Below are 18,360 nucleotides of genomic sequence, written 5' to 3' on the forward strand. Positions count from 1 at the left end.
CACGCCATTGGCATAGCGGGCGCTAGGCATTGCGCTGGTGCTGGCATCCTTGAGTCTGAGGTGACACTTAATCCAGGCGACACCGTGAAGCGAAGGATGTTTACCAACTCGGCCGGCTTTCATTTAACACCCACAGGCTTCTAATCTCACGAACCCGCTCTGGCGGGTTTTTTTTCGGCCGGAGACAGTGATGGCGGATACAGACATCCAGGGGATGCTGGTTCGAATTGAGGCGACCACAGCTCAACTTCGCTCAGAGATTGCGAGAGCTGATTCGACGGTTGCCAAGGGCGCTACTGCAATTGACCGAAGCCTTGCTCGAATCGACGAGGGCTTTGACAGGGCAGGTGAAAGCGCCCAACGTGCCGGGGCTCTGATCAAAAATGCTTTAGCTGTGGCGGTGGGCGCTGCCTCAGTACGCTCCATTATTGATGTAGCCGACTCCTATTCACAGATGTCTGATCGAATGGGGCTGGCGACCTCAAGCGTCAACGAATACAACCTAGTGCAAGACAGGTTGCTAGACACAGCTAAGCGGACCTATCGGCCCTTGAGTGAAGCTCAAGAGCTTTACATCCGGACGGCAGACAGCCTCAAGTCCATGGGCTACAACACCAGCCAAGCGTTGGATGTAATGGACAGCTTCAGCTTCCTGCTTGTGACCAACTCAGCGAGCACTGACAAAGCGGCATCCGCCATTGATGCTTACTCCAAGGCGCTTCAGACCGGAAAGGTTGAAGCTGATGGTTGGCAGTCGATCCTCGCGGCAATGCCAACGGTAGTTGACACGTTAGCTAAGGCGACTGGTAAAAGCGCAGAGGAAATCCGCTCTCTAGGAGCGGCCGGTAAGCTCAACCTGGACGTCCTCACTGACGGTCTGCGTAAGTCGGCCCAGGCAAATGGTGAGCTAGCTGACAGCATGGGCGTAGCGGTGCGTGATGCGCTACAAAATCTTAACAATGCCTTCACGGTCTACATTGGCCGCTTGAACGAGACCACTGATGGAACTGGCGTCCTTGCCAAGGGTATCAGCGTAATCGGGGATAACTTCGATACCCTGGCGAACATTGCTGGGGTCGTGGCGGTTGGAGCTTTGGCGGGGTACGCAAGGGGGTTAGCGGGAAGCGCTGCGGCCTCAATCGCTGCTACCAGAGCTGCCGTAGCCGATGCCATCGCGCGAAAATCGCAGGCGACTGCCGTACTACTTGCGGCTCAGGCAGAACAGCAAAAAGCACAGACTGCTGTGTTCCTGGCAGAGAAAGAAGCCATCGCAGCGCGCGGAACCGCTGTGCAAACTCAGTTGTCGCTCCAGCTTGCCGAAGCGCGGATGGTTGAGACGCGTGCTACCAACGCAGTCGCTGCTGCGCAGGCAGGCGTTAGCAGAGCGTCAGTAGGCGTGTTAGGTGTATTGGGTGGGCCCGCTGGCATTGCTGCCCTGGCTATCGGGGCGGCGACAGCCTTCCTCACCCTTCGCGACAACACGAGTGTGCTGGAGGATAAACTCGGCAACCTCAGCGACCCCATCGACAAGCTTATCGAACGCTTCAACAAGCTCAACCGTGCGACCCAGTCGGTGACCCTGCGCGAGCTTAAGGCTTCCATCGAAGATGCCGAGGGCGAGCTCAAGACCGCCTCGGGTTCCATTGCCTTCGAGTTTCAAAGCAGCCTGACGAACGCAGGCTTGGCGGGTGCGTCTGGATTCATGGCAGGCATAGCGCCGCTGCCAGCCGAGTTCCAGGCGGCCATGGAAGTGGTTAAAAAGGCTTCCGCCGACCAAGCCGCTGGTATGAAGGTCGACTGGAAAGCGGTGGCCGATATCATCCGCGAAGTGCCAGGCGTAACGGCGGAAATGGCGGATGCTCTAGAGGAGAGCGGCGGCGCCGCAACTGATAAGGCCGACGCAATCCAGCGGCTGAAGCAGGCCATGGCCGAGCTCACGGGGGAAACGGACGAGAATACCCGCGCTGAGCGAGAGAATGCCGCCGCTCGCGCAGCTGCAACTCAGGCGTTCGACAAGTACATCGAGCAGCAGGGGAAGCTGCTGGCTGCGGCCCAGGACAAGACCTTTACAGCAGCCGCAAAGCGGCACATCAGCGAGCAAACTGACCTCACCGACGCGCAGAAAACGGCCATTCTGTCGATGGCTGCTGCACGTGATGCGCAAAAGAAAGCCGATGACGCTGCTGCCAAGGCAGGCCGTAAACAAGCGTCCGAATCGGAAAAGGCCGCCAAGCAGCAGCTAAAAGACTTCGAGTCATCGGAGGAGGGCTACAAGCGGCAGATCAAGCTGATCAACACCACTGGCGACAAGCAACAGGACGCCACTGAGGTCGCCAAGCTGTCTTTTGAGCTACAAGAGGGCAAGCTAGGCAACCTGTCGAAGGCTCAGCAAAAGCGGCTCCTGGAACTGGCTGCAGAGCTGGACGGGCTCAACAAGATCAAGAAGGCCAACGAGGATGCACTGAAGCTGAGTGCATTCAAGGCTGCGCAGTCCTCTGGCACACAAACAGCCATCAACGGCTATGCGCAGGAGCTGGCGGGGATTGGGATGGGCGACAAAGCCCGTGACCGGATGCGTGCCGATCTGGCCGTACGGCAGAAGTATGTCGAGGATGTGAAGGCCCTCAACGAACAGCGAAACACTGGTCAGATTACCCCTGAGCTCTATGCCAGCCAGACAGAAGTTTTACAGGAAGAGCTGAACAAGCAGCTGTTCGCCCAGCAGCTCTATTACGAGCAGGTTGATGAACTGCAGACCAACTGGGTGCTGGGTGCTCAGGAAGCTTGGCAAAACTACGCTGACGCGGCCACCAACTACTCTGCAATTGCAGCCGATGCTACTGCGTCTACTCTCGGCAGCGCCCGCAGTGAACTGGGGGCATTCTTCAACGATATGGCCACCGGATCCAAGGACGCCGGTGACGCATTGGCGGACATGGTCACTGGTTTCGGAAAGTCAGTGATATCAACCCTGGCAGATATGGCGGCTCAGTGGTTGATCTACCAGGCGGTGCAGCTTGTGGTCGGCAAAACCACTCAGTCGTCCGCAAGCCTTGGGATGGTAGCTAATGCCCAGGCAATGGCCTTCCAGGCGCAGTTGGCCGCATATGCATCTACCGCAGCCATCCCCATTTATGGTCCCGCACTGGCGCCTGCTGCTGCGCTCACGGCGGCGGCTGCTACAGCTCCCATGGTTGCGGGGGTAGCCTCAACCTCAGCGATGGCAGGGGCAGGGTTCATGGATGGCGGCTACACCGGCCACGGTCGGAGGGATGAAGTAGCCGGCCCAGTTCACCGTGGCGAATACGTTTTCGATGCCGAAGCAACTGCCAGGATTGGCGTCGGCAATCTGGAGGCTCTTAGCGATGGGCGCATTGGGATGATCGGCCGAGGTTCTTCAGCTCCTGCTGGCGCGGAGCGCGCGCAGAACGGTGCGCAGATCATCATCAACTCACCCATCAACGTGCAGGCCCAGCAAGGAGTAAGTGACGAGCAGGCGAGGCGTCAGGGCGAGGGTCTGCGAGAGGGCTTCGAAGGTGTCGTGCGTGATGTGCTGTATCGAGAAACCCAGCAGGGCGGCCTTCTTTGGAGAAAGTGATGACAGAGATCTTCAGCTTTGACGTTGAGGCCGAAGCTGACGGCGAGGTCAAGCAAAACACCTGGGAGAACAACTTCGGGGATGGGTTTGTGCAGGCGGGTGGCGTCGGCATCAACACTAAGACTCAGTCCTGGAGCTTGTCCCACACAGGCCTGCTGATTGAGGGGGAGGAGGCCTTTGAGATTCGCAAATTTCTGGACCGTCATGAGGGCTATCGCACCTGCTACTGGACCCCACCGGGTGGTGTTCAGGGCCGGTACAGGGCCAAAGGCTACAAAATAAGAGCCCGCGGCGCTCCTAACCTGGTGACCATCAGCTGGACTTTCGATCAGCGATTTACCCCTTACTGACCCCGCGCTTGCGGGGTCTTCTCTTTCAGAGGCCCCATGACATTCGAATCCGATATCCAGAAGCTTGAGCCGGGTAACCAGATCCGGCTCTACGAGGTGGACGCCACCCGGCTGGGCGGAAACATCATGCGCTTCCATGGCCATGCCCAGGAGGGGGAAATCATCTGGCAGGGCCAGCTCTATTCGGCCATGCAGATCGAGGCCAAAGGCTTCGACATTCGCGGTGATGGCCGGCCTGCTACACCGACCCTGCAGATGGCCAACGAGATTTCCGGCGTGCGCGGGGCGGTTACGGCGCTGTGCCTGGCGCTCAAGGACTTGGTTGGCTCGAAGGTCAGGGTCATCGAAACCTTCCGCCACTTCCTGGATGCGGCGAACTTCCCGGACGGAAACCCCGATGCTTCCAACCAGGCCCGGGAGAACCTCTGGTACATCGAGCAGAAGACTGACGAAGACCGCCAGCAGGTGACCTTCCAGTTGTCCAGTCCGCTGGACATGGGCGGCGTCATGCTCCCTGCTCAGCAGATCACCAAACTTTGCCGCTGGGCCTGCCGTGGGCAGTACCGGGGGGAGGCCTGCGCCTATACCGGCGCTGGCATGTACACCAAGCAGGACGAGCCCACCGACAACCCGGCCCTTGACCGCTGCCCCGGGCGCTGGAAGAGCTGCAAGCTTCGCGGCAACACCCGCCGTTTTGGCGGTTCCATGGGCGCAAGCCTGATCGCCAGTTCGAGGTGACCGATGCGCATCAACCAGACATTGCAGGCCGCGATCCGCGAGCATGCCGAACGCGTGTACCCGGCAGAAGCCTGCGGGGTGCTGATCAAGACCGACCAGGGCCGGGCGTATATGCCGTGCCGCAACCTGGCGAAAACACCGCGGGAGAACTTCCGCCTCCACCATGAGGACCTGGCAGACGCCGAGGACCAGGGCGAGCTGCTGGCGATTGTGCACAGCCACCCAGATGCGGCGCCCACGCCCAGTATGGCTGACCGGGTGAGCTGCGAGTTACACGAGGTGCCCTGGGGGATCGTGGGCTGGCCCGGCGGCGATATGCACTGGTTCAAGCCGTCCGGCTACCAAGCTCCGCTGCTGGGCCGCGAGTTTGCCCACGGCCTGCTCGACTGCTGGGGCGCCTGCCGCGACTGGTATGCGCGTGAGGCTGGGCTGGTGCTGCCCAACTTCGAACGCGATGACCTGTGGTGGGAGCAGGAAAACGGGCCGAGCCTGTATGAGGCCAACTTTGCCGCCACCGGTTTCTACCAGGTAGACGAACCCCAGCGCGGCGACATGCTGGTGTTCATGGTGCCATCGCCTGGCCGGCCCTGCTTCCACCCTAACCATGCGGCCATCTACCTGGGCAACCAGCCGGAGCTTACCAGCGAGCCAGCGGCGCGCCTGGGCGGCAGTGGGCCGTTCATCTATCACCACATGGCCGGCAGGGCCTCGACGCGGGAAGTGTACGGCTGGTCGATGGCCAACCGCTGCCGGCTGATCCTGCGGCACAAGGACTATCAGCCATGAAGCGCAAGGTGAAGCTTTACGGTGTGCTGCGCAAGCACTTCGGGCGAGAGTACGACCTGGATGTGAACAGCACCCGGGATGCCATCCAGGCGCTGTGCAACATGGTGCCAGGCTTCGAAAAGTTCCTGGCCACAGGCGAGGAAAGGGGCCTGACGTTCACCGTCTTCTCCGGTACCCGGAATCTCTCCGCAGACGATCTGGACCTCAAAGGCGACGATGCAGGTGTTATCCGAATCGCACCGATCATCCAGGGTAGCAAGCAGTCGGGCATGTTCACGACCATCCTCGGCGTCGTCCTCATCGTGGCCGGCTACTTCACATTCGGTACAACCTCGGCCGTGGGTGTAGCGATGATTGCTGGTGGTGCTGCCATGGCCGCGACCGGGGTAGTGCAGATGCTTTCACCTACGCCCAACACGGGCAGCCTGGACCGCAATGAGGACGGCAACAACCCCAGCTATGGATTCGGCGGGGCGGTCACGACGATTGCTCAGGGCAATCCCTACCCGGTGCTGTACGGCGAGCGGGAGATTGGCGGGGCCGTGGAGTCTGGGGGCATTTACACGCAAGACCGGCTGTGATCGCCGGCATCAATTGACCCGCTTCGGCGGGTTTTTTCGTTTTTGGAGACTGGAATGGTTCAAGCACTGAAGCATGCGGCTCAGCGATCGCCTGCGGCCCGTAAACGCCAGGTCGTTGGCAGCAAGGGCGGGGAGAAGAAGCAGAAGCAGCCCAGCATCGCTTCCAACAGCGTTCCGTCTATTGCCGTGGCTCGCTTGGTCTACCTGTGGAGCTGGGGCCCGATTGTAGGGCCGGTCAATGGGCTGCGCTCGGTCAAGCTTGATGGCACCCAGGTCATGGCCGACGACGGCACTATGAACTACCCGGGTGTGAAGTGGCAGTTCCGCTCAGGTGAGTTGAACCAGGAACGGATGACTGGCATCACCGAGTCCAGCAACGAGATTGCTGTCAGCCAGTTACTGCTGACCAGCGCGCCCTACGTGCACACCATCAGCAACCCCATGCTGGACGCCGTGCGCCTGCGCTTTTCCTGGCCGCAGCTGCAGCGCCAGGACCAGAGCGGAAACATCGATGGCGTCCGCATTGAGTATGCGGTCGATGTATCGGCCGACAATGGCCCGTTCCAGCAGGTGCTGGCGTCCGAGGTCAATCGCAAGAACGTTACCAAGTACGAACGCTCACACCGCATCGAGCTCCCAGCCGGTTCGCGCTGGACCATTCGTGCTCGCCGTATTACGCCCGAGGCCAACAGCTCGCTGGTCCAAGACGGCATGTACGTGGAAGCGTTGGCCGAGGTGGTCGACAGCGACCAGGAATACCCGCTGACGGCCGTCAGCTGCGTGGAGTACGACGCTGAGCAGTTCGGCGGGGATATCGCCAAGATCGCCGTGCTGATGCGCGGGCGCATCGTGCGTGTGCCCATGAACTACGACCCAACAACCCGCACTTACGCCACCAGTGGCGCGGGCACCACCAATGGTGTCTGGGATGGCACCTTCAAGGAAGCGTACACCGACAACCCGGCCTGGGTGTTCTACGACCTGGTGCTGCACCCTTACTACGGGCTTGGGGACCGCATTGATGCCAGCATGATCAATCGATGGTCGTTGTACCGTATCGGTCAGTACTGCGACCAGCAGGTGCCGGACGGGATGGGTGGCCAAGAGCCGCGCTTTACCTGCAACCTGTACCTGCAGAAGCAGGCGGAGGCCTGGGCCGTGCTCCAGGACCTGGCTGCGATCTTCCATGGGCTGGCGTTCTGGGACGGCAGCCAGATCACCGTCAACGCGGACCTGCCCCAGGATCCGGTCTACAACTACACCCTGTCGCAGATCCTTGATGACGGCGCAGTCAAGTACACCGGCAGCAAACTGCGCGAGCGGCATAGCCAGGCGATGGTGTCGTTCGATGATCCGGCCCGCGGCTTCGATACCGACAAAGAGCCGGTTTTCGATGAGGCCGCCATTGCTGAATACGGCGTACGCGAGATTTCCGTGGAGGCCGTTGGGTGCACATCACGCGGCCAGGCCCAGCGCGCTGGCCAGTGGGCGCTCATGACCGAGCAACTGCAGTTGCGTGGGGCCACCTTCCGCGTTGGCTTGGATGGCTACATACCCAAGCCTGGCAAGGTCATCACTCTGTCTGATCCGATGCTGGCAGGCCGTGCGAATGGTGGGCGTATCGCGGGCGTGGCCGGGCGCGTTGTGACGGTTGATCGCGACATTGACGTGCCTGCTGGAGCCCGGCTGCTGGTGAACCTGCCTAGCGGCAAGTCTGAGGGCCGCGTGATTCGCTCCGTTGAGGGCCGTCAAATCACGCTGATGGCGGACTTCACCGAGGTGCCACAACCCGAATCTGGCTGGGTGCTGGACTTCGATGATCTGAAGATCATGCAGTTCTACGTCCGCAACGTCACCCGCCCCGAATGGCACCAGTTCCAGCTTGAGTGCATCCAGTACGAACCGGGCAAATTCGATGCGATCGACTTTGGCACCGTGATCGATGACCGGCCAATCAGCGTGCTGCCCCCGGGTGTGCAGGATGCGCCCGCGCGCGTGCTGATCGGCAGCCACTCGGCCGTAGACCAGGGTATTGCGGTCACGACCATGACCATCTCGTGGGATGCGGCGCCGGGGGCAGTAGCCTATGACGTTGAGTGGCGCTGGGGTTCCCGGGACTGGGTCAAGGTGCCCCGGACAGCCGAGCTTGCTGCTGACGTACGCGGTGTCTACGCAGGCCAGTACCTCGCACGCGTTCGTGCGGTCAGCTCAATGGGTGTTGCCTCGATCCCGACCAATTCGGTGCTGACCAATGTCGCCGGCAAGACCACTCCGCCCCCGGCGGTAACCCACCTGGCCACTGACAGCATCCTATTCGGCATCAAGGTGCGCTGGGGTTTCCCAGTCGGCGCCGACGACACCGAGCGCACCGAACTGTGGTACAGCCAGGGCACCGACCTGGGCGCGGCTACCAAATTGGCTGACCTTGCGTACCCGCAGAACGAACACGTCCTGCAGGGCCTGCGCGCCGGGCAGCGGTTCTTCTTCTGGGCGCGCCTGGTGGACCGGTCCGGCAACGTGGGCCCGTTCTTCCCGGTGGCGCCAACGGTGGTTTCCGGCATGGCCAGTGCCGATGCCAGCCCGATCCTCGAGCAGATCAAGGACCAGATCACTGAAAGCGAGCTGGGCAAGGAGCTCACCAGTCGCATCGACCTAATCGACAAAAACGGTCCTGGTTCGGTGAACGAGCGGGTAGGGGCGGCGAAGACTGAGCTGGCCAAGCAGATCAGCGACGTGAACAACACCCTTGGCATAGTGAAGGGCAACCTCGAGCAGCAACTCACCGAAGTGGGTTCGGCCGTATCTTCTGCAAAATCTGATCTGGAAAAACAGATTGCAGCCGTTTCCGCTTTGGCCGGCTCTCTGCCATATCGCAAGGACAAGGCTTACAGCGTTGGCCAAAGCGCTTTGGGTAGCGATGGCAAGCTTTACCAAGCGCTGAAAGCGGTACCGCTGAACACGCCACCGCCGAACGCTGCCTACTGGACCGACATCGGTCAGGCTGTTGTAACGGCCAATGGATTATCTGCACGCGTGCAGGAAATTGGGCTAAGCGTCGAAGACTTGGGCAAGTCGTTCTCAGCACAAGCTGATCAGATCATTGGCCTGAAGACGACCCTGGATACCACTGCAGACAACGCTTCGGCGGCGCAGAAAGCTGCTCAGGACGCGGCAACGCTGGCGGGGGGCAAAGGCAAAGTCATTGTCCAATCAGCAGCGCCCGCAGTCGCGGACCGTCTTGCGCAGAACCTGTGGATCGATACTACTGGGAGTGCGAACACGCCCAAGCGTTGGGCCGGTTCGGCTTGGGTTGCGGTTACCGATAAAGTAGCAACAGATGCGGCAGCTGCAGCGAAGTCAGCGCTTGACCAGGTGGCCAAGAAAGCCGATGCCACTTTAGTGAATAGCTTGAAGACGCGAGTCGACGATGCCGAGGGTGTTCTTTCTTCCCAGGCCACAAAGCTGGATGGCATGCAGACCAGCATTGATGGCAAGGCCAGCTCGCAGGCCCTGCAACAGGTCAGTAGCCAGGTCAGTGAAACTGAGAAGAAAAACGATGAACAGGACAGGCAGCTCTTCTCACAAAGTCAGGCCCTGACTTCGCTGAACGACAGCTTGATCGGTAAAGCGAATGCCTCGGCGGTGCAAGCCCTGGACAACCGGATCACCGACACGGAGAAAGCCCTTACCAGCCAAAGCAGTGACATCACTCAGCTGAAAAACAGCGTGGGCGCGGCCCAGCCATTCGTGGCGGGTAGGGCGTGGGAGTTCACCGGCTCTACTCAGGGATGGGCGGCGATGACGGCCGGTTCAACCTTCACGCCTGGGCCGCTGTATGCGACCGCGTTCAAGTCCATCAGCCTGCAATGCAGTTTTTCCCCCTATGTCGCAGGGGCTGAAAACCCCTATCTGCGTATTCGCCTGCGTCGACGCAACACCACACGGTCAATGGCCGCGATGTATTGGGCCAATGAGGATGGGGGGCTTGCCGAGGCTCGACGGTTCAACTGGCCTATTAACACGTCGAGCGGCGACTGGCAGGACATCGAGCTCGACCTCTCTGGCCATGCTGGCTGGAATGCAAAGAAGATCTCGACCATCCGCCTGGACATGTCGAACTCCAGTGACACCAGTGGAGAAATCGACATTGCCTACATCGCGGTCGGCAGAAGGTCAGTGTCTGCCTCAGCCCAGGCTGTTTCGAGCTTGAGCAATATGGTGACTGAAGCCGGAGAGAAGTTGACCTCACAAGGCCAATCCATCATCAGCCTGCAGGGTGATCTCCGTACCACAAATGACAACGTCACAGCAGCCCAACGAGCGGCGCAAAACGCCGCGAATACGGCAGGTGCCAAGGGTGAGGTGATCTATGGCTCGGCGGCTCCAGCGGCTGACAAGCGTCTGCCTCAAAATCTCTGGATTGATACTACAGGAGGTGCGAACACGCCCAAGCGCTGGTCTGGCACGGCCTGGCAGGCTGTGACGGACAAGGTTGCAGTCGATGCTGCTGCAGCCGCGGCCAATGCCCTGAACAAGGTAGAAAGCAAGGCAGATGCGTCGACCGTTGATACCTTGGTCAACAAAGTTGACAAGCAGGGGGAGGCCATCACGGCTAGTGGCGAGGCCATTACAGGCATCAACGCTTCGCTGACCCAGGTCGGCGGGGAAAACCTGCTGTTCAACCCGTCGTTTGACATTGCCTCGGCCAGCAACCCTGGGCTGGCAGACGGCTGGGGTTGGCGCAAAGCAGCAACTGTGATCGTGATCCCGACGCTTCGAGATGCTGATTTGGGTGCTGAAGGCAAATGTCAGCGACTGGACATCTCCGGGCTAACGGCGGGCTCAGGTTCGACCTACGTGGATTTCGTACCCTCAGCCGCCAGCCCGGATGTGCGCCCGCCAGTTTACGAAGGGGTAATCAACACCGCTTCGGTCTTCGTACGAGGGAACACCGGGCTGATGGCGCAGATTTACCTGCAGTACAAGGATGCAGCTGGCGCAACGCTGAGCACAGATGGACCCGCTAATCTCGTGCTCACTCCGTCCTACCAGCGTCTGTCTTTGACCTCGAATCCAGCGCCGGCGAATGCCGTCAAGATGGATGTGTTGTTCAGGCTTCGTTCATCGCCTGGCTCGAGTCTCACCGGTGGATTCGTGGACCTGGACAAGGCGCAGCTGGAGCTGGGAAAGATTGCCACCGGGTGGCGCGACAATGGCAAGGCCAACTCTGCGATAGCGGCTGCCAACGCATCGGCTACTACTGCTCTAGCTGGGCGGGTGTTGAAGACTGAGGAGGGGCTAACGAGCGCGTCCAACCAGCTGACCCAGTTGGACAACAGCGTTGGGGATGTTGGCGGAGAAAACCTCTTCTACAACCCTGGGTTTACCAAGGCTGCCAGTTCGAACGGCTCGGCTGAAGGTTGGGAAACCGAAGGTCCAGTGACGACGACTGACACCCTTGTCACCTCATGGATGAACTCGGGCGAAAAAGCGCAGAGGATAGTTGCGCCAGGCCTGACCAACAGCGCTCAATACAAGTCACTTCGACCGTCAGCGGCCAGGCGCATCAAGGTAAGCAGCGGTCAGGCTGTGACAGCCTCTGTCTATGCCCGGAAAAGTGATAGCGATATTGGGATGCGTGTGTTCATCCAATGGATCAATACCGCCGGCGCGGTAATCAGCGCACCTGCCTCAGAATTGATTCCGTTGACGATCGCAGGCGCTCGGGTGGCATTCTCGGCTGTCGCCCCATCGGGGGCTAGCGAGGCCTATGTTTATTTCCGGCTGTATGCCATGACGGCTACGGCTACGAATGGAACGGTGGAGCTTGCCAGGCCACAGGCAGAGTATGGAACACGTGCCACAGGGTGGAAGGATAACGGTCAAGTCAATGCCGCCAACAATGCTGCTACTTCATCGGCTGTGAGCGGCTTGTCTTCCACGGTTGATCAGCATGGAAAAGACCTGAACAGTGTGTCGGGACGCACCCTTACGTTGGAGAACACGGTCAACAGCACGGCCAACGGATTGGCAACTAAGGCGTCAGCCTCGGCTGTCGAGACATTGGCCAACCGCGTGACCGATGTGGAGGGCGTGAATACCACCCAGTCTGGAAGTATCACCCAGCTCACCAACACCCTTGATTCGATTCAAGCCGTGCTTGGAGCTTCTGGCCTCGATCCGGCACCGAATTGCCTCTGGCAATTCGATACCAGCACAGAGGGCTGGGTGGCGGCAGGTGGAACACTGGCGCAGGGCGCGGGGTTCATCAAGATCACTGCGACCGGTTCGGATCCTCAGTTGCAGAGCGGCACGGCTGCGACGCTGGCTATCGCAGGCAGTTTGTACAGCCGCCTGCGTGCACGCATCACCCGCCGAGCCGGTGCGGTGACCGACTGGGATGGTCAACTCTTCTATCAGACATCTGGTCACGGATTCGCGAGTAGCTACCGAGCCGTCGCCGCCAATCCCAATCTGGCAGTAGGCCAGTCGGCAGTGGTTGAGTGGGACATGGCCAACCTTGCTGCAGGTGGGACCGACTGGCTGAGCAGCACCATCACCCGGCTTCGCCTGGACCTGGGGGCCACCAGTGGTGGGGCATTCGATGTGGACTGGATTGCAGTTGGCAGGGTTGCGCCTGCGGCCTCCAGTCGCGCTGTGGAGTCGCTGACCTCTGAAGTCACTCAGAATGGAAAAGACCTGAGCGCCCAGGCCAAGCAGCTTCTTGACTTGAACACGTCGGTGGGCGATGCCAACGCCGCGATACAGAACGAAGCCAAGGCCCGCTCTGATGCTGACGGCTCATTGAGCCAGCAGATTCAGAACACCCAGTCCTCCCTGGGTGAGACCAATGCCGCAGTGAAGCAAGTGAGCACGGCGCAGACCAACCTCAATAACAAAGTCAACGCCTCGTACTCGGTGAGACTTCAAGTCACGGCGGGCGGGCAATACGTGGCTGCTGGATTCGGCTTGGGGGCTGATAACAGCAGTGGAGTGCTGCAGTCGGTGTTCGCTGTGATGGCCGACAAATTTGCGGTTCTCAATCCGAGCGGTAATGGCTTCGTCAGCCCATTTGCTATTCAGAATGGGCAGGTGTTCTTGAATGAGGCCTTCATTTCGAAGGCCACCATTCAGAGCGCTATTGTTGGGAGTTCGATCAACTCTGCTCAGTTGGCGGATAACGGTGTTCCGATTATGCGGGTGGACTTTATGACCGGTACGATCATTATGCTGAACAAGCAAGGAAGTGCTTACACCGTATTTAACCGCTCTGGCTTCGACATGGTAATAAACGGTGTTCGTCGCATTCGTATGGGCGAATGGGATTGAATCATGCCAAGTGGACTGGAAATATACGGCGCTGATGGTCGACTACTTGTCAACATGACAATGTCGATCAGTCAGCACCAAGGTGATGTTGTCACTAACGCTGCGAACGGCGCTATTGCTTTACCCGCGTTGCCTGCAGGTAAGCGACGGTTTTACATCATTGTCCCCCTAGTAGATACGCAGATTTGGAAAGGGAAGATTCCGGGGGTGACTGTCTCCGGAAACTCTCTGACCTGGCAGTACCGGCACTCAACCTGGTTCGGTCAGTTCTCAGCTAATGCGCGCATTTACTATGGCTATTATTAGGAGGCCAGATGCCTGTCGGTTTCCAGGCTTTTAAAGAGGACGGCACCCTGCTGTTCGATATTGATCGGATTTCCTACGGACTGTTGAAGAGCGGGTATCTAAATCTGGTAGACAGATGGGGGAGGCATTACCTTCGTTCGGCTCAACTGAATCCGGCTGAGGAAGCAAACTGGCAGTACATCGACCTACGCGATCCTATTTGCGGGATAACAGTCAGTGGAGCGATTTCTCCGATAGTTTTCTTGGTGGGTGATGGTAAGCCCTGCGGGGAGGCGATCAGCGGTAACGTCAGGACGCTTTATTTCCAAGGATGCACGCCCAATACGAAAGCCTTCATATTTGATTTGATGCGTGATGTTGGCGAAAAATCTGGTATGGAATGTTATGACGCCACCGGCCGAATCAGTTTCACGACAGGTATGCCACCACTCAACATCATTGCCGCAGTCGATCCGCCCGCAATTAATCCTCCTGTTTCCCCGAACACAGATACCCGCTGGACGATATATGCAGGAAGTCAAAACGAGCAGGCAGGCCGGGAGTGGTCTGCTGATGACTATATATACCCAAAAGGAGCCGTATTTGTTCCTGTTGTAGCGGGAGAGCTGGCGGCCTGTTTGACGTTTTCAAGGATGTGCGGCCTGACCCAGGGTACTTACCTTGGCGTGACGCAGGTTGGCGCGAGCGAAGGGTGTGGAGGAGCCAGCGGAGGCGTCCGCTTTTTCTTTAGCCCATCCGTCGCGACCACTGCTGTTTATTCAGGAGGGTCGAGTACTGCATGGTTTGACATTCCAACCGATCGCCAACCACAAGCGCTTGTAATTCGCGCTACCGATTATCCATTTCCATTTAGATAACCAAGAGGAAATACCTATGCCCTATGTCACAATCAATCTGGCCAACGACTACGACCCGGCCAACAAAACCCGCTATGCCACCCAGGAGGAGGCGGACGTCCGCGCCCGTGAAATCCTTAACCAATTTCCGACTGCCCAGGTGTGCGTTGCCCAAGTGCTGAAGGACTACAGCGCCAAGGTATCGATCACTGCGAAGGAGCCTGCAGCCGCAGAGCCGGAATCCTCGCCCGCCTGATCTAGACAGGCCGAGATAACCGTGACCCGAGCTGTGGTATCAGTACTCCAGCCTACGAATTGGCACGTTGCCTTGTTTGTACTGCTGATATCCGGTGTAAGGAAGAACGACAGTATCGGCAATTCCCGACGCTGCCATGTCAAGCAGGATCGGGAATGTAGCCCAATGCGGGCCTGTTCGCGGAGGCCCGTTCAAATTGCAAAATTGATAAGCAACGCCGCTATACGCCCGGGGAATCGTCTGACAATCGGTCTGCCATTTCGCCAGATCGTCGACGGCTTTTGACTCGTCGGACACCGTACGCACGGTACCGCATCCGCCCAGCACTAATGCCAGTGTCATTCCCATCCATAGTTGTTTCATCAGGTCACCTCCAGTGAGATGACCAGATCATAACGCGTCTTTTATGTGGCCCGCCTAATGCGGGCTTTTTTTCGCCTGGAGAAAACCATGTCCACATCTCGCGGTATCCGCAATAACAACCCGGGCAACATCGATTTCAACCCCCGCAACGCCTGGCAGGGCCAGCTCGGCCTGGAAGTGGGGGTGGCCAAGCCGCGCTTTGCCCGCTTCGACCAACCGGAGAACGGCATACGGGCTTTGGGCAAGCTACTGCTCAACTATCGGGGCAAGGAGGGCATGCCTGGGGTGGGCCGGCCTGGTATCGATACCCCGCTCGAATTCATCAGCCGCTGGGCGCCTGCAAGCGAGAACGACACCAATGCCTACGCCCAGGCCATCGCCAAGCGCCTAGGTGTCGGCGTGCGCGACTCTATCGACATCTCCAAGCCGCAGACCCTGCGCGAGTTGGTGGTGGGCATCATCGTGCACGAGAACGGTGGAAACCCCTACAAGGCCGAGGTGATCGACGAGGGCGTGCGGCGGGCCCTGGCATGAACGCCGCGCTCGCCGCAATCAAGGCCATACCGCCCTGGCTCGTACTGGCCATGACCGCTGCCGGCGTTATCTGGTGGCAGCACGGGCAGCTACAAGACGCTCGCGCCGATGTCGCGGAGATGGCCGGGGAGGCCGGTGCTTGCCAGGCGGCCCGAGACAACCTGGTTGCGCTGACCACTGAACAGGGCAAGGCGCTTGGCGACCTGCAGTTAGCCAGCCAGCATCGCCAGGCCGAGGCCCAGCAGGCCGTGGACGCCGCGAAGGACAGGGCCCAGGCCGACTTCCAGGCCGCCAACCGCTTGCAGCAGGAGCGCACCGGTGGCGACCAGTGCCAGGCGGCGACCTCGATCATCGACAAGGAGCTTGGCCTATGACCATTGCAAGGCAATCCCTGCATGGGATGGGGGTGCTCGCCGGGTTCCTCCTGCTTGCCGGCTGTGCAGGTAGGGTCGAGCCGGAGATCCGCACAGTGCGCGTGGAGGTGCCGGTGCAGGTTCCTTGCCGAACTCCCGATGTAGCCGTACCACCTTGGGCCGCCGCGAGCCTGCGACAGAGCGACAGCCTGGAAGTAAAGGTGCGGGCCCTCCTGGCAGAGCGCCGGCAACGTATTGGCTACGAGCGCTTACTCGAGGCTGCAGCGGGCGCTTGTCGCTAATGTTCGCCTACCGGGGCGCTGCATCATCCGGCTGAACTCTGCCCGACTCGTCCATGTCACCTTGATACGCACGGAGGGATTGAAGATGGTTGTAAAATTACGGACGTATCGCGGGGAAGACATTCCAGAATGGTATAAGCGGGAAGACCTCGACGAGCTCTATGAGGTGGAAGATAACGAGGGGGACGTCCAGTTGCTGGAGGACGATGAAGAGGCGGTAAAGCTAGTAGTTGATCTCACATACGAGGACGAGAATCCTCCGAAACCCGATTAGTATTCCCAGGCGTTTATCCATTTTGGATGGCATCATTAGCGCGAAATGGAATGTGTCTGAGGTGGATTGATGACCAAACGCAGCTTCATAGGCACGATCAAGGCAGGTGAGTCCTTGATCCGACAAGCCATTGATGCCACTCGCCGGTACCAGGAGGCTGAGGATGCCGGTTTGCCAAGCGAGGAAGTCCGACAGCGTCGATTGCTTGCCGATTCCCTATTCGAAGCTGTCTTAGATTTCCAATTGATTGAGCAGGGCCGGGCACCTTCAACGGTGCACTGACGCCTAGCAGGAGGATCTCGCGTGAAGTCGAAAGCTCCGATCCTGTATCCTGACCACCCAATGTATACGGATGCCGTGGATGCTCTCCGGAGATTCCATGAGGCACAGTCAGCCGGTGAGCCGCCTCTTGAAGTGGAGCGGCTTCGTTTGATCGCTGAGGCTCAATTCCAGGCCGTGACTGACTACCAGCTCAAAGCTCTAGGTCGCCCTGCTGATGAGCGTCATTGAGCGGTTCGATCAGATGAGCGCCTTGATTTTTGACGCTCCCCACAGCTTTGCTAACAGCAAACCAGCGGAAATCCTCCGCTGGCCTGCACCCTGACTCTACGATCTCCGCAGCGCGGTCCGGCGAGGTAGCCGGGTCCAGCCACTCCCTGGCCCTTTCAGCGGTGAGCACCAGGGGTTTGCGATCGTGGACGTCAATCAGCCCCTGGTCTGCAGCTGCTGTGATGATAACGAACCCGTCTCTCTCATCGGCTTCAATTCCCTGGTGCACCTCGGCCAGCGCGGCGAAGTAGAGCGGGGCGCCGTCGGCGCTGGTGATGTAGTAAGGCTGTTTCTGCTTCGGGTTTTCCGCGTCAGGCACCCACTCAAACCAGCCATTCGCAGGCGCCAGGGCCCGACCTTGGGGCCACAGCCCTTTGAAAAACCGTCCTGTCACCACCGTCTCGGCCCGGGCATTGATCGGGTCTGGGCGCTTGCCTTTCGCCCAAAAGGGCGACCATCCCCACCTGACCCGGTCTATGGTCAGGCCTTCCTCCACCTGGCGAATCACCTCGACGCGGGTCGACGGCGCGATGTTGTAGCGATTGATCGGCTCATGGTCGTACCCGTTGATCACCACCAGGTCCAATGCTAGCTGCTTCAGGTAGTGATCCATCGACTCATAGAGTGAGTAGCGTCCGCACATTTTCCACCTCTCGTCCGTCAGAAATTCCATTGACCAGGATTGACCGGCTGCCCAATGCCGGATTTACTGTATATGCATACAGTTTGCATTGGACCCTTTCTCATGACCGTCACAATCCTGGGTACGCCGCTAGGCGGATCTGAACCTCTACCGCTGTACTCTTTCCACGTCCCTGCCGGTTTTCCGTCGCCTGCAGCGGATCACCTGGAGGGGCATTTGTCCCTTGATGAGCTATTCGACATCCGCGCACCCCATGTGTATCTGGTGAAAGTGGAGGGGGACAGCATGCAGGGCGCCGGCATCTATTCTGGCGACCTGGTGATTGTGGATCGCGGGCGAGAGGCAGAGCACGACGACATCGTGATTGCTGCCATCAACAGCGAGCCGATGTGCAAGCGTCTGCATCGAAGAGACGGGTTGGTAATCCTCAAGTCGGAGAATAAAGCCTATCCGCCGCGGTACGTGATGGAGGGTGATGAGCTGGTGGTCTGGGGCGTGGTGCGTTATAGCGTCCGTGACCATGCGCAGTGACCAGGTATTTGCGCTGATCGACTGTAACTCG

At 59.3% G+C, this 18,360-nt stretch carries 17 protein-coding genes; 15 read left to right on the forward strand and 2 right to left on the reverse strand.

Annotated elements, in window-relative coordinates; translation table 11 throughout:
- Positions 1-190 precede the first annotated feature (190 nt).
- The 8 genes from APH25_RS16900 to APH25_RS16930 all read left to right on the forward strand — a co-directional run bounded on the left by APH25_RS16900 (position 191) and on the right by APH25_RS16930 (position 14,780).
- Positions 191-3,598 carry a phage tail tape measure protein gene (locus tag APH25_RS16900; RefSeq protein ID WP_060482723.1) on the forward strand — a complete coding sequence of 1,136 codons (3,408 nt, stop codon included), beginning with the start codon at positions 191-193 and terminating at the stop codon, positions 3,596-3,598.
- Complete coding sequence (locus APH25_RS16905; protein ID WP_060482724.1) at positions 3,598-3,948, forward strand: phage tail protein; 351 nt, start codon at positions 3,598-3,600, stop codon at positions 3,946-3,948. Before APH25_RS16900 ends, APH25_RS16905 begins: the two co-directional genes overlap by 1 nt.
- Positions 3,949-3,984: 36 nt before the next feature.
- Entirely contained in the window at positions 3,985-4,686 is a 702-nt protein-coding gene (locus APH25_RS16910; RefSeq protein WP_060482725.1) for a phage minor tail protein L, read from the forward strand.
- Positions 4,687-4,689: 3 nt separating this feature from the next.
- Positions 4,690-5,472, forward strand: coding sequence for a C40 family peptidase (locus APH25_RS16915; protein ID WP_060482726.1), 783 nt, complete (start codon positions 4,690-4,692; stop codon positions 5,470-5,472).
- A complete protein-coding gene (locus tag APH25_RS16920; RefSeq protein WP_060482727.1) occupies positions 5,469-6,053 on the forward strand; it encodes a tail assembly protein in 585 nt (194 codons plus the stop codon). The genes APH25_RS16915 and APH25_RS16920 overlap by 4 nt, the downstream gene beginning before the upstream one ends.
- Positions 6,054-6,107: 54 nt before the next feature.
- Positions 6,108-13,382: a phage tail protein gene (locus tag APH25_RS16925; RefSeq protein ID WP_060482728.1), complete on the forward strand. Its 7,275-nt coding sequence runs from the start codon at positions 6,108-6,110 to the stop codon at positions 13,380-13,382.
- Positions 13,383-13,696: 314 nt separating this feature from the next.
- Positions 13,697-14,545: a hypothetical protein gene (locus tag APH25_RS25510; RefSeq protein WP_156333213.1), complete on the forward strand. Its 849-nt coding sequence runs from the start codon at positions 13,697-13,699 to the stop codon at positions 14,543-14,545.
- A 16-nt stretch (positions 14,546-14,561) separates the two neighbouring features.
- Positions 14,562-14,780 (forward strand): hypothetical protein, encoded by a 219-nt coding sequence (locus APH25_RS16930; RefSeq protein WP_060482729.1) that lies wholly within the window; start codon positions 14,562-14,564, stop codon positions 14,778-14,780.
- A 39-nt stretch (positions 14,781-14,819) separates the two neighbouring features.
- Here the strand turns inward: APH25_RS16930 and APH25_RS16935 are convergent, their stop codons facing one another.
- Positions 14,820-15,143, reverse strand: coding sequence for a YceK/YidQ family lipoprotein (locus APH25_RS16935; protein ID WP_060482730.1), 324 nt, complete (start codon positions 15,141-15,143; stop codon positions 14,820-14,822).
- 87 nt (positions 15,144-15,230) lie between these two features.
- Between APH25_RS16935 and APH25_RS16940 the strand changes: the two genes are divergently transcribed.
- The 6 genes from APH25_RS16940 to APH25_RS26310 all read left to right on the forward strand — a co-directional run bounded on the left by APH25_RS16940 (position 15,231) and on the right by APH25_RS26310 (position 17,116).
- Positions 15,231-15,677 carry a structural protein P5 gene (locus tag APH25_RS16940; protein WP_060482731.1) on the forward strand — a complete coding sequence of 149 codons (447 nt, stop codon included), beginning with the start codon at positions 15,231-15,233 and terminating at the stop codon, positions 15,675-15,677.
- A complete protein-coding gene (locus APH25_RS16945) occupies positions 15,674-16,051 on the forward strand; it encodes a hypothetical protein (protein ID WP_060482732.1) in 378 nt (125 codons plus the stop codon). The genes APH25_RS16940 and APH25_RS16945 overlap by 4 nt, the downstream gene beginning before the upstream one ends.
- A gap of 26 nt (positions 16,052-16,077) precedes the next feature.
- Complete coding sequence (locus tag APH25_RS25995; RefSeq protein WP_236405949.1) at positions 16,078-16,332, forward strand: hypothetical protein; 255 nt, start codon at positions 16,078-16,080, stop codon at positions 16,330-16,332.
- A gap of 85 nt (positions 16,333-16,417) precedes the next feature.
- On the forward strand, positions 16,418-16,606 hold the full coding sequence (locus tag APH25_RS16955) for a hypothetical protein (RefSeq protein WP_060482734.1): 189 nt from the start codon (positions 16,418-16,420) through the stop codon (positions 16,604-16,606).
- A 69-nt stretch (positions 16,607-16,675) separates the two neighbouring features.
- Positions 16,676-16,888, forward strand: coding sequence for a hypothetical protein (locus tag APH25_RS16960; RefSeq protein WP_060482735.1), 213 nt, complete (start codon positions 16,676-16,678; stop codon positions 16,886-16,888).
- A 21-nt stretch (positions 16,889-16,909) separates the two neighbouring features.
- Positions 16,910-17,116: a hypothetical protein gene (locus APH25_RS26310; protein ID WP_082428355.1), complete on the forward strand. Its 207-nt coding sequence runs from the start codon at positions 16,910-16,912 to the stop codon at positions 17,114-17,116.
- Here the strand turns inward: APH25_RS26310 and APH25_RS16965 are convergent.
- Complete coding sequence (locus APH25_RS16965) at positions 17,079-17,798, reverse strand: SOS response-associated peptidase family protein (protein ID WP_060482744.1); 720 nt, start codon at positions 17,796-17,798, stop codon at positions 17,079-17,081. The genes APH25_RS26310 and APH25_RS16965 overlap by 38 nt on opposite strands.
- A 102-nt stretch (positions 17,799-17,900) precedes the next feature.
- Here APH25_RS16965 and APH25_RS16970 point away from each other — a divergent pair, with 102 nt between their 5' ends.
- Positions 17,901-18,329 (forward strand): LexA family transcriptional regulator, encoded by a 429-nt coding sequence (locus APH25_RS16970; protein WP_060482745.1) that lies wholly within the window; start codon positions 17,901-17,903, stop codon positions 18,327-18,329.
- Positions 18,330-18,360 lie beyond the last annotated feature (31 nt).

It is taken from the genome of Pseudomonas sp. NBRC 111119 (assembly GCF_001320125.1).
In the GTDB taxonomy this organism is placed as follows: Bacteria; Pseudomonadota; Gammaproteobacteria; order Pseudomonadales; family Pseudomonadaceae; genus Aquipseudomonas; species Aquipseudomonas parafulva.

Excerpts from the sequence above, each read along its gene's own strand:
- APH25_RS16900 (WP_060482723.1), top strand. The coding sequence starts at position 191 with ATGGCGGATACAGACATCCAGGGGATGCTGGTTCGAATTGAGGCGACC.
- APH25_RS16905 (WP_060482724.1), top strand. The coding sequence starts at position 3,598 with ATGACAGAGATCTTCAGCTTTGACGTTGAGGCCGAAGCTGACGGCGAG.
- APH25_RS16910 (WP_060482725.1), top strand. The coding sequence starts at position 3,985 with ATGACATTCGAATCCGATATCCAGAAGCTTGAGCCGGGTAACCAGATC.
- APH25_RS16915 (WP_060482726.1), top strand. The coding sequence starts at position 4,690 with ATGCGCATCAACCAGACATTGCAGGCCGCGATCCGCGAGCATGCCGAA.
- APH25_RS16920 (WP_060482727.1), top strand. The coding sequence starts at position 5,469 with ATGAAGCGCAAGGTGAAGCTTTACGGTGTGCTGCGCAAGCACTTCGGG.
- APH25_RS16925 (WP_060482728.1), top strand. The coding sequence starts at position 6,108 with ATGGTTCAAGCACTGAAGCATGCGGCTCAGCGATCGCCTGCGGCCCGT.
- APH25_RS25510 (WP_156333213.1), top strand. The coding sequence starts at position 13,697 with ATGCCTGTCGGTTTCCAGGCTTTTAAAGAGGACGGCACCCTGCTGTTC.
- APH25_RS16930 (WP_060482729.1), top strand. The coding sequence starts at position 14,562 with ATGCCCTATGTCACAATCAATCTGGCCAACGACTACGACCCGGCCAAC.
- APH25_RS16935 (WP_060482730.1), bottom strand. The coding sequence starts at position 15,143 with ATGAAACAACTATGGATGGGAATGACACTGGCATTAGTGCTGGGCGGA.
- APH25_RS16940 (WP_060482731.1), top strand. The coding sequence starts at position 15,231 with ATGTCCACATCTCGCGGTATCCGCAATAACAACCCGGGCAACATCGAT.
- APH25_RS16945 (WP_060482732.1), top strand. The coding sequence starts at position 15,674 with ATGAACGCCGCGCTCGCCGCAATCAAGGCCATACCGCCCTGGCTCGTA.
- APH25_RS25995 (WP_236405949.1), top strand. The coding sequence starts at position 16,078 with ATGGGGGTGCTCGCCGGGTTCCTCCTGCTTGCCGGCTGTGCAGGTAGG.
- APH25_RS16955 (WP_060482734.1), top strand. The coding sequence starts at position 16,418 with ATGGTTGTAAAATTACGGACGTATCGCGGGGAAGACATTCCAGAATGG.
- APH25_RS16960 (WP_060482735.1), top strand. The coding sequence starts at position 16,676 with ATGACCAAACGCAGCTTCATAGGCACGATCAAGGCAGGTGAGTCCTTG.
- APH25_RS16965 (WP_060482744.1), bottom strand. The coding sequence starts at position 17,798 with ATGTGCGGACGCTACTCACTCTATGAGTCGATGGATCACTACCTGAAG.
- APH25_RS16970 (WP_060482745.1), top strand. The coding sequence starts at position 17,901 with ATGACCGTCACAATCCTGGGTACGCCGCTAGGCGGATCTGAACCTCTA.